Origin of the sequence: Halomonas sp. HK25 (assembly GCF_047795635.1) — a bacterium.
In the GTDB taxonomy this organism is placed as follows: domain Bacteria; phylum Pseudomonadota; class Gammaproteobacteria; order Pseudomonadales; family Halomonadaceae; genus Halomonas.
In genome coordinates this window covers 1,518,220-1,533,037 of the sequence record NZ_CP181044.1, presented here as the reverse complement: position 1 = coordinate 1,533,037, position 14,818 = coordinate 1,518,220, and the positions used below count along the sequence as shown (strand labels likewise).

At 69.4% G+C, this 14,818-nt stretch carries 14 protein-coding genes; 6 read left to right on the top strand and 8 right to left on the bottom strand.

Annotated features, from left to right (window positions below):
- Nucleotides 1-6: 6 nt before the first annotated feature.
- Genes hpf through ACM26W_RS07320 form a run of 4 tightly spaced genes read left to right on the top strand, consistent with a single transcriptional unit; the run spans nt 7 to nt 2,028 of the window.
- Entirely contained in the window at nt 7-315 is a 309-nt protein-coding gene (hpf, locus tag ACM26W_RS07335) for a ribosome hibernation-promoting factor, HPF/YfiA family (RefSeq protein WP_416140174.1), read from the top strand.
- Between the two features lie 7 nt (nt 316-322).
- Nucleotides 323-787 carry a PTS IIA-like nitrogen regulatory protein PtsN gene (ptsN, locus tag ACM26W_RS07330; RefSeq protein WP_416140173.1) on the top strand — a complete coding sequence of 155 codons (465 nt, stop codon included), beginning with the start codon at nt 323-325 and terminating at the stop codon, nt 785-787.
- Nucleotides 788-832: 45 nt separating this feature from the next.
- Nucleotides 833-1,756 carry an RNase adapter RapZ gene (gene rapZ, locus ACM26W_RS07325; protein ID WP_416140172.1) on the top strand — a complete coding sequence of 308 codons (924 nt, stop codon included), beginning with the start codon at nt 833-835 and terminating at the stop codon, nt 1,754-1,756.
- A 2-nt stretch (nt 1,757-1,758) separates the two neighbouring features.
- Nucleotides 1,759-2,028: an HPr family phosphocarrier protein gene (locus ACM26W_RS07320; protein WP_416140171.1), complete on the top strand. Its 270-nt coding sequence runs from the start codon at nt 1,759-1,761 to the stop codon at nt 2,026-2,028.
- A 261-nt stretch (nt 2,029-2,289) separates the two neighbouring features.
- On the opposite strand, the gene pmbA is transcribed toward ACM26W_RS07320, so the two are convergent.
- A complete protein-coding gene (gene pmbA / locus ACM26W_RS07315; RefSeq protein WP_416140170.1) occupies nt 2,290-3,630 on the bottom strand; it encodes a metalloprotease PmbA in 1,341 nt (446 codons plus the stop codon).
- 87 nt (nt 3,631-3,717) lie between these two features.
- On the opposite strand from pmbA, the gene yjgA reads away from it, so the two are divergent.
- Nucleotides 3,718-4,257 (top strand): ribosome biogenesis factor YjgA, encoded by a 540-nt coding sequence (yjgA, locus tag ACM26W_RS07310; RefSeq protein WP_416140169.1) that lies wholly within the window; start codon nt 3,718-3,720, stop codon nt 4,255-4,257.
- 132 nt (nt 4,258-4,389) lie between these two features.
- Here yjgA and tldD read toward each other — a convergent pair whose 3' ends face one another.
- The 7 genes from tldD to ACM26W_RS07275 form a co-directional block, all read right to left on the bottom strand.
- On the bottom strand, nt 4,390-5,844 hold the full coding sequence (tldD, locus tag ACM26W_RS07305) for a metalloprotease TldD (RefSeq protein WP_416140168.1): 1,455 nt from the start codon (nt 5,842-5,844) through the stop codon (nt 4,390-4,392).
- On the bottom strand, nt 5,841-9,665 hold the full coding sequence (locus ACM26W_RS07300) for a YhdP family protein (protein WP_416140167.1): 3,825 nt from the start codon (nt 9,663-9,665) through the stop codon (nt 5,841-5,843). The genes tldD and ACM26W_RS07300 overlap by 4 nt, the downstream gene beginning before the upstream one ends.
- Nucleotides 9,666-9,669: 4 nt before the next feature.
- A complete protein-coding gene (gene rng / locus ACM26W_RS07295) occupies nt 9,670-11,133 on the bottom strand; it encodes a ribonuclease G (protein WP_416140166.1) in 1,464 nt (487 codons plus the stop codon).
- An 80-nt stretch (nt 11,134-11,213) separates the two neighbouring features.
- Nucleotides 11,214-11,825, bottom strand: coding sequence for a Maf family protein (locus ACM26W_RS07290; protein WP_416140165.1), 612 nt, complete (start codon nt 11,823-11,825; stop codon nt 11,214-11,216).
- 15 nt (nt 11,826-11,840) lie between these two features.
- A complete protein-coding gene (gene mreD / locus ACM26W_RS07285; RefSeq protein WP_416140164.1) occupies nt 11,841-12,335 on the bottom strand; it encodes a rod shape-determining protein MreD in 495 nt (164 codons plus the stop codon).
- The gene (gene mreC, locus ACM26W_RS07280) at nt 12,335-13,183 is read right to left on the bottom strand and encodes a rod shape-determining protein MreC (protein WP_416140163.1); all 849 of its coding nucleotides are present in this window, start codon (nt 13,181-13,183) and stop codon (nt 12,335-12,337) included. The genes mreD and mreC overlap by 1 nt, the downstream gene beginning before the upstream one ends.
- A gap of 104 nt (nt 13,184-13,287) precedes the next feature.
- Nucleotides 13,288-14,325: a rod shape-determining protein gene (locus ACM26W_RS07275; RefSeq protein ID WP_416140162.1), complete on the bottom strand. Its 1,038-nt coding sequence runs from the start codon at nt 14,323-14,325 to the stop codon at nt 13,288-13,290.
- A 197-nt stretch (nt 14,326-14,522) separates the two neighbouring features.
- Between ACM26W_RS07275 and gatC the strand changes: the two genes are divergently transcribed.
- Nucleotides 14,523-14,810, top strand: a complete 288-nt coding sequence (gene gatC, locus ACM26W_RS07270; protein ID WP_416140161.1) for an Asp-tRNA(Asn)/Glu-tRNA(Gln) amidotransferase subunit GatC — start codon at nt 14,523-14,525, stop codon at nt 14,808-14,810.
- Nucleotides 14,811-14,818: the final 8 nt, after the last annotated feature.

Genomic DNA, 14,818 nt, shown 5'->3' with positions numbered 1-14,818 from the left:
CGTGTCATGCAAGTCAACATCACCGGCCATCATGTGGAATTGACCGATGCCCTGCGTGGCTATGTGGACGAAAAACTGGCCCGCGTAGAGCGCCACTACGACAACATCACCAACGTGCAGGTGACCCTGTCCGTGGAGAAGGAGCGTCAGCACGCCGCCTGTACCCTGCACGCCGCCGGTGCCGACCTGCACGCCGAGGCCCAGGATGTCGACATGTATGCCGCCATCGACGCCCTGGCCGACAAGCTGGACCGCCAGCTGGTCAAGCACAAGGAAAAGGCCCAGGCCCGCGCCCAGGGCGCCGGCGCTCGCTGAGCCTGCCATGTCACTGGAAACCATCCTGCCTCCGGAGCGCATCCTGTTCAGTGTCCCCGGGGGCAGCAAGAAACGGGTGCTGGAGTTCTTCAGCACCTTCATCGCTCAGAATACGCCCAGCCTCGACAGCCAGGAGGTGTTCAGCCGGCTGATCGGGCGCGAGCGACTGGGCAGTACCGGTATCGGCAACGGGGTGGCCATCCCCCATGCCCGCAGCCCTCACTGCAAGGCCCCCATCGCCGGCTTCCTGAAGCTGGCCGAGCCGGTGGACTTCGACGCCATCGACGGCGAGCCGGTCGACCTGGTGTTCGTCCTCCTGGTGCCCGAGGAGGCCGACGACGCTCACCTGGCCCTGCTGGCCCAGGTGGCCGGCGTCATGAACAATGCCGAGACCCGCAGCGGGCTGCGCAAGAGCGAAAGTCAGCGCGAGCTCCACGAACGACTCATCGAGGCGATCCGACGACAGGCGTAGATGCCCCGCGGGCCGCCCGGCCAGATTGACGACCAGGAGACCCCCATGCAGCTCGTGATCATCAGCGGTCGCTCCGGCTCAGGCAAGTCGATCGCGCTGCAGGCCCTGGAAGACCTCGGCTACTACGCCATCGACAACCTGCCAGCCATGCTGCTCGGTTCCCTGGTTGACGAGCTCGAGGGGCCGCAGTCGCCGCGCTCGTCCATTGCCGTCAGCATCGACGCCCGCAACCTGCCCCAGGCACTGCAGCGCTTCCCCAGCCTGCTGGAGGAAGTGTGTGCCCGTGGTATCGACTGCCAGGTGATCTACCTGACCACCGATGCTCGCATCCTGCTGGAGCGCTACTCGGAAACGCGCCGCCGCCATCCGCTGACCCGCGACAGCCAGATGACCCTGGCCGAGGCAATCGACTCGGAGGAGCTGGCGCTCGCCGAGATTCGCGACCTGGCGGACCTGGTCATCGACACCTCTCGGCTGTCGGTCCACGAGCTGCGGGGGCGCATCGCCGACCAGGTGGCACGCCACCAGCCCGACCAGCTCACCCTGACCATCGAGTCCTTCGGCTTCAAGCGCGGGGTCCCGCTGGACGCCGACCTGGTGTTCGATGCCCGCTGCCTGCCCAATCCCTACTGGGACCCGCAGCTGCGCGCCAGCACCGGCCGAGACCCGGAGGTCATCGCCTTCCTGGAGGGGTATACGCTGGTCGACGAGATGCGTCGCGATATCCAAGCCTGGGTAGAGCGCTGGCTGCCCGCCTACCTGGCCAGCCACCGCAGCTATCTGACGGTGGCCATCGGCTGCACGGGCGGACAGCACCGCTCGGTCTACCTGGCGGAGCGCCTGGCCGCCAGCCTGGCCACTACCCACCCCCTGGTCCGGCTGCGCCACCGCGAGTTGGGCATCCACGACTCACTGCCCCCGCCGCCGCCGGATCCGGCGGCTGCCGTCACACCTCATCAAGGACGTTGAGCGTGCCGCAACGCAAGCTGACCCTGACCAACCGGCGAGGCCTGCACGCCCGCGCCGCCACCAAGCTGGTGCAGTGCTGCCAACCCTTCGAAGCCCGCATCGGCGTGGCCAATGGCGCCATGCAGGGCGAGGCCGCCAACATCATGTCGCTGCTGATGCTGGCCGCCCCCTGCGGTACCGAGCTTACGGTGACTGCCGAGGGCGAGGATGCCGAGGCGGCCCTCGATGCCATAGAGGCGCTCTTCGAGGCCCGATTCCACGAGGACGAGTGAAAGCTGGAAGCTGGAAGCTGGAAGCTGGAAGCTGGAAGCTGGAAGCTGGAAGCTGGAAGCTGGAAGCTGGAAGCTGGAAGCTGGAAGCTGGAAGCTGGAAGCTGGAAGCTGGAAGCTGGAAGCTGGAAGCTGGAAGCTGGAAGCCAGCATGTTGCCACCCAACCAGGTGTCAAGCCTTTTCTTCAAGCTTAAGCCTGCGAAGCAGGCGTTCTTCCAGCTCCCGGCGAAGCCGGGGACTTCCAGCTCCGGGCGCAGCCCGGCCTAGCTGCCGGCCACTGTCATCTCGTCGATCAGCCAGCTGCCGGTATGGATGCTGCCGCGGGTGTCGGTATCGCTGCCGACGCCGGCCAGGCCCTTGAACATCGCCTCCAGGTTGCCGGCGATGGTGAACTCCTCCACCGGGTGCTGGATCTCGCCGTTCTCCACCCAGAAGCCCGCCGCCCCCCGGGAGTAGTCCCCGGTTACGGCATTGACGCCCTGCCCCATCAGCTCGGTGACCAGCACGCCGCGGCCCATCTGCGACAGCAGCTGCTCCCTTGATGCCAGCGGCGCGGTGAGGCGCAGGTTGCGGGCGCCGCCGGCGTTGCCGGTGGTCTGCCTCCCCAGGCGCCGGGCGCTGTAGGCGGAGAGCATATAGCTCGCCAGGCGGCCCTGCTCGATGAAGACGTTGTCGCGGGTCTGCACACCGTCGCCGTCGAAGGGCGAGCTGGCCATGGCGCCCACCTCCATGGGCCGCTCCTGGAGGCTGAACCACTCCGGGAAGAGCCCGTCGCCGAGGCGGTCGCAGAGGAAGGAGGCCTGGCGATAGAGGGCACCGCCGGCGATGGCTCCCATCAATGAGCCGATCAGCCCTCCCGCCAGGGTCGGATCGAACAGCACCGGCATCCGCCCCGTTGCCGGGCGACCGGCACCCAGGCGACGCAGGGTCCGCTCGGCGGCGCTCTCGCCGACCCGCTCGGGCGCCAGCAGGTCGCGCGGGTTGCGCGCGCTGGTGTAGTCGTAGTCGCGCTGCATGCCCCCCTCGTCCTGGGCGATCAGCATGCAGGAGAGCGAGTGGCGGCTGCCGCGCTGGCTGCCCAGGAAGCCGTGGCTGTTGGCGTAGACGCGCACGCCCTCACCGCTGGAAAGCGAGGCGCCGTCGGAGCTCATGATGCCCGGGCGGCGGCGACCGGCGGACTCGCAGGCCAGCGCCAGGTCGATGGCCTGCTCGGTGGAAAGCGCCCAGGGGTGATGGACGTCGAGGTCGGGCAACTCGCGGGCCATCAGTTCGGCATCGGCCAGCCCCGAGGCGGGATCCTCGCCGGTGTGACGAGCGATGGCTATGGCCTTCTCCACCACCGCGCGGATCGACGCTTCCCCGGCGTCGGTGGAGGAAGCGCTGCCCTTGCGCTTGCCCACGTAGACGGTCACGGCGATGCCCTGGTCCCGAGAGAGCTCTACCGTCTCCACCTCGCCCTCACGCACGCTTACGCCGACGCCCTGATCCACGCTGGCGCCCACCTCGCAGGCGTCGGCGCCGAGCCGACGGGCCCGCTCCAGGGCCATCTGGGCGCGGGTCTCCAGCAGGGCCTGCTGGGCGGCGGCATCGAATGCCTGTGTCATGGGTCTCTCCTCGTGATGTTGCGCTCAAGCCCACCGCCGCGGGCTGGTATACTGTGTGAATTCTCAAGCCTCAACCATGGATGCGGCATGTCTCAGGATTCCCCCCTCGCGCTGCTCGACCAGCTTATCCAGCAGCAGCCCGACGAAGACGAACGCCCCAGCAAGTCCCAACTCAAGCGGGAGATGCACGCCCTGCAGGCGCTGGGCGAGGCGATCATCGCCATGACCCCCGCCGAGCGCGCCCGCTTTCCGCTCTCCGACGACATGCTGGCCGCCGTGGAGGAGACCTCCCGCGTGCGCTCACACGAGGGGCGCCGGCGCCACATGCAGTACGTGGGCAAGGTCATGCGCCGCGAGGACCTCGAGGCAATCAAGGCCGTCTACGACGAGATCGAGCAGGAAAAACTGCGCCGTGACCACGCCTTTCATCGCCTGGAATCCTGGCGGGATCGTCTGCTCGACGAGGGCGACGCCGCCGTGGAGGCCTTCATCGCCGACTACCCCGAAGTCGACCGCCAGGCCCTGCGCCAGCTGATCCGCAACGCCCAGCGCGAGCGCGAAAAGGACAAGCCCCCGGCCAGCGCCCGCAAGCTGTTCAAGCTGATCCGCGATACCGCGGGGCTTTAATCCCCCTCGCGGAACGTCGCCGAGCGAAGGCCAGACAAGGCGGCGTTCGGCGAGCCAGCGGAGTTTAGGGGCCCTAAATGAGCATGGCGAGCCGAGCGCCAACGCCGAATGGGCGAGCGCAGGCACGTTCACTCACGACGCCGTGCCGCCCACGGTCAGCTCGTCCAACTTCAGGGTGGGCTGGCCCACGCCCACCGGCACGCCCTGGCCCTCCTTGCCGCACACGCCGATGCCGGTATCCAGTTCCATGTCGCTACCGATCATCGACACCCGCCCCATGGCCTCGGGGCCGTTGCCGATCAGGGTCGCGCCCTTCACCGGCGCGGTAATCCGGCCATCTTCGACCAGATAGGCTTCGCTGGCCGAGAAGACGAACTTGCCCGAGGTGATGTCCACCTGGCCGCCGCCGAAGCTCACCGCATAGAGGCCGCGCTTGACGCTCTTGAGGATGTCCGCGGGATCATCCTGGCCGGCCAGCATGACGGTATTGGTCATGCGCGGCATCGGCAGGTGGGCAAAGGACTCGCGCCGGGCGTTGCCGGTGGGTGCCATGCCCATCAGCCGGGCGTTGAGCTTGTCCTGCATGTAGCCGGTGAGGATGCCATCCTCGATCAGCGTCGTGCACTGTCCCGGCGTGCCCTCGTCGTCGATGGTCATCGAGCCGCGCCGGTCGGCCAGGGTGGCGTCGTCCACCACGGTGACGCCCTTCGCCGCGACCCGCTGGCCCATGCGGCCGGCGAAGGCCGAGCTGCCCTTGCGGTTGAAGTCACCCTCCAGGCCGTGGCCCACCGCCTCGTGGAGCAGGATGCCGGGCCAGCCCGGCGCCAGCACCACCGGCAACTGGCCGGCCGGGGCGTCGATGGCCTCCAGGTTGACCAGCGCCTGGCGCACCGCCTCCTTCGCGAAGCGCTCGGCCACGCCCTCGTCGCGCAGCCGCGACATGGGGTAACGGCCGCCGCCCCCGGCGCTGCCGCGCTCGCGGCGGCCGTTCCTGACCACTATCACGCTGACGTTGAAGCGAACCAGCGGGCGGATGTCCGCCGCCAGGGTGCCGTCGCTGGCACGCACCAGCACCACCTCATGCACGCCGGTAAGGGACGCGCTGACCTGGCTAACCGCCGAATCGGCGGCCCGGGCTACACGGTCGGCCTCCTTGAGCAGGGCGATTTTCTCCTCGGCGCTGAGGCCGGTGAGCGGGTCTACCCCGCCGTAACGGGCCTCACTCTGTACCACCACCCGCGGCGCCACCGCCAGGCTCATGCCGCTGCGCACGATGCCGGCGGCGGTGCGACCGGTCTCGGCCAGGGCATCGGCGGTGATCTGGTTGGAGTAGGCGAAGCCGGTCTTCTCGCCGGCGAGGGAGCGCACGCCGACGCCGCCGTCGATGTTGTAGCTCGCCTCCTTTACCTCGCCATCTTCCAGCACCCAGCCCTCGTGCCAGCTGCGCTGAAAGTAGAGGTCGGCGTAGTCGATGCCGGGGCCCAGGGCGTGGCCGAGGCCGAGATCCAGATCGTCGAGGGTCAGCCCTCCGGGGGTGAGCAGGACGCTTTCGGCTTCGTCGAGCAGGCTAGGTCGGGATGCAGTCATTCGGCACTTTCCACTGAGATCTGCGGCGCGGTCCAGGGACCTCGCACGCGATAATGAATTCGGGTCACACGATCGATGGCGTCGCCGAACAGGCGGTCGGCGATGAACAGAGCCCCGCCCACCACCGGCGCGCCGGCGATCACCGCCGCCAGTGGCAGATTGCGGCTGATGGGTACCGTGACCTCCAGTCGCTGGTCCAGTTCCCGCCGCGCCAGGTCGACGCGCCCGTCCAGGGTGAAGCGGGTCGCCGGGCCCTCGACCACCACCGGCCCCCGGGTTTCCAGTATGCCACCATACAGGGTCGCCGCTCCGCTGACACGATCGAAGGCGGTGCCCTGGCCGGTCACGTCGGAGAAGTCCAGACGCAGGCGGCGCACCAGGTTATCGACGTTGAGCAGGCCCACCAGCCGAGCGGGCGTCGAGGCGACATTGACGAAGCGCCCGTCACGCAGCTCCGCCTCCACGCTACCCCGGGAACGCTCCAGGGCGAACTGCCAGGGCGCCCCCGGCCAGGCCAGCTGACTCGTCACTCGGGTCTCGGCGCTGCGGATCATCGCGGTCTGGCCCAGCCGCTCCATGGCCGTGCCCAGGTCGCGGCCGTCCAGGTCGAGCCGCGCCCGGGAAAGGGTGTCGGCGTCCCCGGCGGCCTCCCAGACCAGCTCGCCTCGGGCGCTGATCTGGCCCAGGGTCAGGCCCAGCGGTGAGACGGTGAGGCGCTCCGGCGTGGCCTGCCAGCGAGCGGTAAAGGGTCCCAGGCGCTGGCCGCCGCGCTCGATGTCGGCGATGCGCAGGCGGCCATCGGGCAGCCCCCCCACCCAGCCGGGCAGCGGCGCCGCCTCGGGCGGAGTGGTGATCTCGTCGAACAGCGACCCCACGGCCCCAGGCTGCGGCGACAGGCCGTCCAGGGAGAGGCGCATCAGGCTGATGTCCAGAGGCTGGGCCAGTCCGGGGCGGTAGTCGAGCTGGCCCGCCAGCAGGCTGCCGTCCAGCGCCACTCGCCAACCGCCCCCCGCCTGAGGGCGGACCTCGGCGGAGAGCGACCCGATGCAGTGGTCATCGCTGACCAGGCAGTCGGTGACCAGGCGAACCTCGCGCAGCACGCCCGCACCGTCACCGCCCTCCAGGCCCTCGAGCCCCCCCAGCGCCTCGGCCCATGCCGCCGGATCCAGGCGCGGCTGATAGGCATCGACCCACCACCCCTCGCCCTGGGGCCAGCCGGCGGTGGGTGCGCGGCCCAACCAGACCTGGCCCTGGCCCGGCCCGTCGCCGGGCTGTGCACGCCAGCGCAGCGACAGCGCGTCGCCCAGGTTGCCCTCCAGGCGCCCCTCGGTAAGGTCCATGTCGAGCCGCAGCGGCCGCCGTTCGCCGGCGCTCTTGCCGAGCGGTGCCGGCAGGTCGATGGCCAGCCCCTCCAGGGTGCTGTCGAGCCGCAGGCGCGTGGTCGCCTCGCCGATGGCCAACCGGCCCTGCCAGGGAAAACGGCCGGCGAGCGGCGCGGCGAGGGCCGGGAGCTCCGCCCAGCGCGCCAGCGCCGAGGCCTCGGCGCTGCCGGAAAGGGCCAGGCTCCCCGCCAGGGTGTCGATGTCAGCACGCACCGCTCCGCCCAGCAGCCGGCCCTCGATGTGACCCTCGAGGCCGCCCTCTTCGCCACGCTGGCGCCAGGCCAGGGGGCCGGAGAGATCGCTGAATACCAGTCCGAGGGGAAGGTACTCGAGCCGCGCCAGGTTGGCCTCGGTCTCGATGGCGAGATCGAGCCCACCGGGCTCACCCAGGGGCAGCGCCAGGGCGAGCCGTCCCTCGACGCTGCCCTCGGCCTGCCAGTCGGCGACGGCCTCGACACCCTCCACCGGCATGGCCAGCAGGTAGCGGCTCAGCGCCTCGCCGGAGGCGACAAGCTCGCCCTCCACCTCGAGACGCTCATCGACCAGGCGCACGCGGCCATCGTGGGCCATCACCCCCTGGCTCTCGGCCCGCTCGAGGCTCGCCTCCAGGGTGGTGTCCTGCAGGGAGAGCCGGCCCCCGACGTTCGTCAGGGCCGGCCAGGCCGGATCGAAGGCAAGCCGTCCCTCCTCGATGGCCAACTCCAGGCCGAAGCTCGGGGCGATGCGTTCGGCGCCACCGGCCAGGGGCAGGTGCAGACGCAGCGAGCCCTCCGGGACCCGGCCGGCCACGCCGTCGAGCCACTCGCGCAGCTCGTCACCGAGAATCCCCACCGGCAGCCACTCCGCCAGCGGCGTCGCCACGGCGTCCACCTCCCGGAACCCCAACGACAGGCCGAAGCCGCCGCGCTGACCTCCGCCCAGGGCGAGGCCGAAGCCGCCCTCCACCTCGGCACCGTTCCAACCCACACGCAATTCGCGACCGCTGACCAGGGTGCGCGGGCCGTCGTAGGCCCAGGTCACCTCCCCGGCGGCATGATCCAGCTCCATGGAATCGGCGAACAGCGTGGGGAAGTGCAGGCTGGCCCCCTGGGCCCCGGCGAAGCGCACCCGACCGGTCAGATCGCGGGCCTCGACCCACATGTCCAGGGGGCCACCACCGGGCGCCTGCCCCCAGGGGGAGACCTCCACCTCGTTCAGCGCCGCCCGGGCCAGCCACTGGCCATCGCGGTGTCCGAGACGAAAGCCATTGACCTGCCCGCGGGGGTCCAGGGTGTCCACCACCCGAGCCAGGGCCTCCGGCAACGGCACCCGGTGGCGCCAGGCGGCAAGCGACCCCAGGTCGAAGCCGCTGGTGTCCAGCCACCAGCCGTCGGCATCTCCGGCGAGCTGCCAGCGATGGGGCAGCGCTGGCCCCCAGCGGGCCTCAAGGGCGTCGGGCTCGGCCGACTCCGGGCTCACCGCGTCGCCTTCGAACCAGGCCTCCCAGCCGGCGTCGCGGCGCAACCACTGGCCGCGCCCCTCTACCTTGGTGAGCGCGATGGCGTGGCGATCGCCGTTGTCGTCGGCATGGCTCATCGCCAGCCGCGTGATGGCCAGATCCAGCCTCGCATCGGCCAGCTGGCCCCGGTGCCAGCGGCCCCACAGCCGAGCTCGGCCGCTGGATTCGTCGAGGCGCAGGGGCTCACCGCGGCCCAGCACCTCCGCCAGGCTGATCAGGCTGTCGAGCCGCATGTCGGCCTGCAGGGCGGCGCTGAAGTCGCGGAAGCCCATGGCGCCGGGCAGCACCTCCAGGGCCACCTGCATGGCGGCGTCGGGGTCCCCCTCCAGGCGGATCTCCCCCTCCAGATGGGCGCGCCGATCGTCGCCGGTCATCAACAGTCGCGGTGCCTCGAGCACCACGCGCCGCTCCCGGCCGTGCAGCACCAGACGCAGGTCCTCGACCCAGGCGCGCTGGCGCAGCAGCACCCCGACCCAGAAGTCGAGACGCTCCAGGTCGAGCTCGCCGCTGGGCTGGAGTTCGGGGGGCAATTCGGCGGGGTCGGGCCAGCTCCAGCCGCCCTCGGGGGTCTGGTAGAGGTGCAGCGTCACCCCGGAGAGCCTGGCATCTTCCACCACCGGCACCCCGGCGCCCAGGCTGGCCAGGGTGTCCAGGCGCAAGTAGCCACCCTCGACCTCCAGCAGCGGCACCCCGCGCTCATGGGTGCGGATGCTCAGGGCGTCGAGGGAGAGCATCGGGTCCAGGCCGGCCAGGCGGGTGTCGAGCTCGGCGATGCGCACCTCGGCGCCGAAGCGCGCCGAGAGTAGCGCCTCCAGATTCGGCGTGAGTCCATCGGCCAGCGCCAGCACCAGGCGCAGCGCCAGCAGCAACAGGGCCAGCGACGCCAACAGCAGCGCCACCAGGGTCAGGCTCCAGCGCGTCACCACACGAATCGGAGACATGGGCTCACATCAGCACGATGTCGTACTGCTCCTGGGAGTAGTGGGTCTCCACCTGGAAGCGGATCGGCTTGCCGATGAACTCTTCCAGATCGGCCACCGCGGCGGACTCCTCGTCGAGCAGGCGATCCACCACCGCCTGGTCCGCCAGCACCATGTAGGTCTCGGCGCTGTAGGCGCGCTCCTCGCGGAGGATCTCGCGGAAGATCTCGTAGCAGACGGTCTCGGGGGTCTTGAGCGTGCCACGTCCCCCACAGGTAGGACAGGCCTCGCAGAGGGTCTGTTCCAGGCTCTCCCGGGTGCGCTTGCGGGTCAGCTGGACGAGGCCCAGCTCGGTGACGCCGGTGCACTTGGTCTTGGCGTGGTCGCGCTCCAGCGACTTCTCGAGCATGCGCAGTACCTGGCGCTGGTGCTCGGTGTCCTCCATGTCGATGAAGTCGATGATGATGATGCCCCCCAGGTTGCGCAGCCTGAGCTGGCGGGCGATGGCGGTGGCGGCCTCGAGATTGGTCTTGAAGATGGTCTCCTCGAGGTTGCGGTGCCCCACATAGCCGCCGGTGTTGACATCGATGGTGGTCATCGCCTCGGTGGGATCGATCACCAGATAGCCGCCGGACTTGAGCTGGACCTTGCGGCCCAGGGCCTTCTGAATCTCGTCCTCGACGCTGAACAGGTCGAAGATCGGCCGCTCGCCGGCGTAGTGCTCGATGCGCTCCACGGCGTCGGGCATGAACTCCTCGGCGAACTCGATCAGCTTGAAATGGTTCTCCCGGGAGTCGATGCGCACCTTCTCGATGTCATCACGCATCACGTCGCGCAGGATCCGCATGAACAGCGGCAGGTCGTCATAGATGACGCTGGGGGCCCCGGCGGTGATCTTGCGTTCGCTGACCTTGCGCCACAGGCGCAGCAGGAAGTGCATATCGGCCGACAGCTCCTCCAGCCCCACCCCTTCGGCGGCGGTACGTACGATGAAGCCGCCGACCACCTCCAGGCTCTGCCCGGCCTGGGCCTCCTCGATCAACCCGCGCAACCGCTCGCGCTCGCGGTCGTCCTCGATGCGCTGGGAGACCCCGTGATGGGGCGCATCGGGCATGTAGACCAGGTAGCGCGACGGCACCGAGAGGTGGGTAGTAAGCCGAGCTCCCTTGGAGCCGATGGGGTCCTTGGTGACCTGCACCACCAGCGCCTGCCCCTCGTGGAGCAGATGGCCGATGGAGAGCTGGTCCTCGGCCGGCGTGCCGGGGGGCATCACCTCGTGGGCGTGGATGAAGGCGGCGCGGTCCAGGCCGATATCGACAAACGCCGCCTGCATACCGGGCAACACCCGCACCACCTTGCCCTTGTAGATATTGCCGACGATGCCACGTCGGCGGCTGCGCTCGATGAAGGCCTCCTGCAGCACGCCGTTTTCCACCACGGCGACGCGGGTCTCCATCGGCGTCAGATTGATCAGTACTTCGCCGCTCATGCGGAAATCCTTGTCCAGAATGCTTTGCGGGCATTATGACATAGTGTCATCCGCTCAAGGCGTTGATGACAGGCATGGGCTCACGCGAGCCCGCCACCCCATAGCGCCACTCCCTGGCGACGCAGCAGCGCGGCGGTCTCGAACAGCGGCAGCCCCACCACCGCCGAATGGCTGCCCTCGATGCGCTCGATGAACACCGCCGCCAGCCCCTGGATGGCGTAGCCCCCGGCCTTGTCGGCGGGCTCGCCGCTGGCCCAGTAAGCACTGATCTCGTCGTCGGTGATCGCACGCATCGTCACCCGGGTGGCGACACAGGCCTCATGTACGCCCGCGGGGCCGCTCACCGCCACCGCGGTCAGCACCTCGTGGGTGCGACCGGCGAGGCCTCGCAGCATGTTCGCAGCGTGCTCGGGCCCCTCCGGCTTGCCGAGGATCTCGCCGTCGCAGACCACCGCGGTATCAGCGCCCAGGGTCGGTAGCGTGGCGAGGCGCGCACCGGCCAGCGCCTTCTCCCGGGCCAGCCGGGTCACGTAGGCGCAAGCCGACTCGCCGGTTCGGGGCGTCTCGTCGATATCCACCGGGCAGACCGTCACCGTCACGCCGATGGCGGCCAGCAGATCGCGGCGGCGCGGCGAGGCGCTGGCCAGGCAGAGCGCGGGGCGGGAGGCGTCGAGTGTGTCGGGGTTGTGCATGGTGGCGGCTCCGGATCAGTCGCGGGCCAGGCGCCGCCCCAGGGCCTCGAACAGCGTGGCGAGCCACGGCCAGAGCACGGCGCCGATCAGCGACGGCAGCAGGAAGGAGAGATGGATGGAGAAGGGTCCGAGCAGAGTGCGCAGCCACTGCTCGGCCAGCTGCACGGTGCCCAGCAGCACCAGGATCAGCACCGCCTGCTGGACCAGGGAGTAGGCCCTGAAGCGCGGATAGACCAGCGCGCAGAGGAAGGCCAGCAGGGAGAAGATCAGGGCGTTCTGCCCCAGGGCGGCGCCCTCGATCAAGTCGAGCAGGATGCCGAGCGCGAAGCCGTGGAAGACGCCCACCCGGTGCGGCGCCTTCATGCACCAGTAGATCAGCATCAGGCCCAGCCAGTCGGGGCGCCAGATCTGCCAGCCGTCGGCCAGCGGCATCACCTGCAGGCAGAGCGCCAGCAGCAGCGACAGCCAGATCCACGGCAGGGCCAGGTTGGCGGAAGACGGTGCGGCCATCAGCGTGCCTCCGCGTCGGCGTCGAGACCGATCACCGCCCGGGCGGCCTCCACGGCGTCGGCGGAGAGTTCCAGCGCCCAGGCCTCATCATCGGCCGCCGGGGCGGGCGGCGGAAAGAGCAACAGGAAGTGGCGCGAGCGCTGCAACTGGGCCACCGGTGTCGCATTGACCCGGGCGAAGGGCTGGCCAGGGTCATGCACCACCTCGGAGACCCGCGCCACCGGGTAGCCCGGCGGGAACCGCCCGGCCAGCCCCGAGGTGATCAGCAGGTCGCCCTCGCGGATATCGGCAGTGTCGGGCACATGCAGCACCGTGAGCGCATCGTAGTGGCCGCTGCCCTGAACGATGAAGCGCAGGCCGTTGCGGTTGACCTGAACCGGCAGCGCATGACTGGCGTCGGCCACCATCAGCACCCGGCTGGTGTAGGCCGATACCGCCGTCACCTGCCCCACCAGCCCGGAGGCATCCATCACCGGCTGGCCCACATAGACGCCGTTGCGCCGACCGCGATCGATCACCATCTGGTGAGCGAAGGGGTCCGGGTCCAGGGAGAGCAGCTCGGCGGTGATGAAGGGCACCTCGTTCTGGTCCGACGCAGAAAGCAACTCGCGCAGACGCACATTCTCGGCGGTCAGGCTGGCCATGTGCTGGACGCGGTGGGAGAGGGTCAGAATCTGCTCGCGCAGCCGGCGGTTTTCCTCGAGCAGCGCGCGCTGGTCGGAGAGCGCCAGCGACCCCCAGGTAAGGACATTGCTGGGCAGGCTCACCGCCCACTGGATGGGCGCGACCAGGGTAGAGAGCTGGGCACGCACGTCCTCCATGCGCGTGAAGCGCGTATCGACGAACATCAGCGCCGACGCCACCAGCACGCACAGGAAGAAACGATAGCCGGGCAGCGATCCGTGGGAGAACAGCGGCTTGATAGGCGTTTTCCCCTAAAGTCAGCCCCGGGTCAGTCGCTGGAGAGCAGCTCGAAGGTATGCTGGTCGATCATCTCCAGGGCCTTGCCGCCTCCGCGGGCCACGCACGTCAGCGGATCCTCGGCGACGATCACCGGCAGGCCGGTCTCCTCGGCGATCAGCTTGTCCAGGTCGCGCAGCAGGGCACCGCCACCGGTCAGCACCAGGCCGCGCTCGGCGATATCCGAGGCGAGCTCCGGCGGGGACTGTTCCAGGGCATTCTTCACCGCGGTGACGATGGAGGCCAGGGTCTCCTGCAGGGCATCGAGGATCTCGTGGGAGTTGAGCGTGAAGCTGCGCGGAATGCCCTCGGCCAGGTTGCGGCCGCGCACGTCGATCTCGCGCAGCTCACCGCCCGGGTAGGCACAGCCGATCTCCTCCTTGATGCGTTCGGCGGTGGCCTCCCCGATCAGGCTGCCGTAGTGGCGACGCACGTAGGCGATGATCGCCTCGTCGAAGCGGTCGCCGCCGACGCGGATCGACTCGGAGTAGACGATGCCGTTGAGGGAGATGATGGCAATCTCGCTGGTCCCGCCGCCGATATCCACCACCATGGAGCCCTGGGCCTCATCCACCGGCAAACCGGCGCCGATGGCGGCCGCCATGGGCTCCTCGATCAGGAACACCTCACGGGCGCCGGCGCCCTCGGCGGACTCCTTGATGGCGCGCCGCTCCACCTGGGTCGACATGCAGGGCACACAGACCAGCACCCGCGGACTCGGGGTGAGGAAGGTGCTCTGATGGACCTTGCGGATGAAGTGCTGAAGCATCTGCTCGGTGACGGTAAAGTCGGCAATGACGCCGTCCTTCATCGGGCGGATGGCGGTGATATTACCCGGCGTGCGGCCCAGCATGCGCTTGGCATCGGAACCCACGGCGGCAACGCTGCGCATGTTGCCCGACTGGCGGATGGCCACGACCGATGGTTCATCGAGCACGATGCCACGACCGCGCACGTAAATCAGCGTATTGGCGGTTCCCAGATCGATCGACAGATCGCTGGAGAACAGCCCCCTCAAGCGTTTGAACATGGAAGTCGTTACCTAGTGCAGTCCGGGAACCCTGTGCGGATGCAAACGGTATCACCGCGGCCCCCCAGCAGCAAGCAGAGCCCGTGAGCCCTGCATCTCGCGGGCCTGCCTGCGGGTCGCGGTATCGCGGGCCTGCCCGCGAGTCGCCGCATGTGGTACCTTTTGCGGCCTGTTTTCCCTTCGAGGACATCCGAACCATGGCGCTTGAACACGCTGACGTGCTCAGGGCCGCGCACCTCGCCCGGCTTGGCCTGAGCGACGAGGACGCCGCCCACTACCTGGACGACCTCGGCCGCATCCTGGAGATGGTCGACCAGCTCCAGTCCCTGGACACCGAGGGCGTCGCCCCCCTGGCCCATCCCCTCGACGCCACCCAGCGGCTGCGCGCCGACGAGGTGACCGAGTCCGACCAGCGCGACCGCTTCCAGCGCTGCGCCCCCGCGGTGGAACAGGGCCTCTACCTGGTCCCCCGCGTGGTCGAATAAGCCTTCCT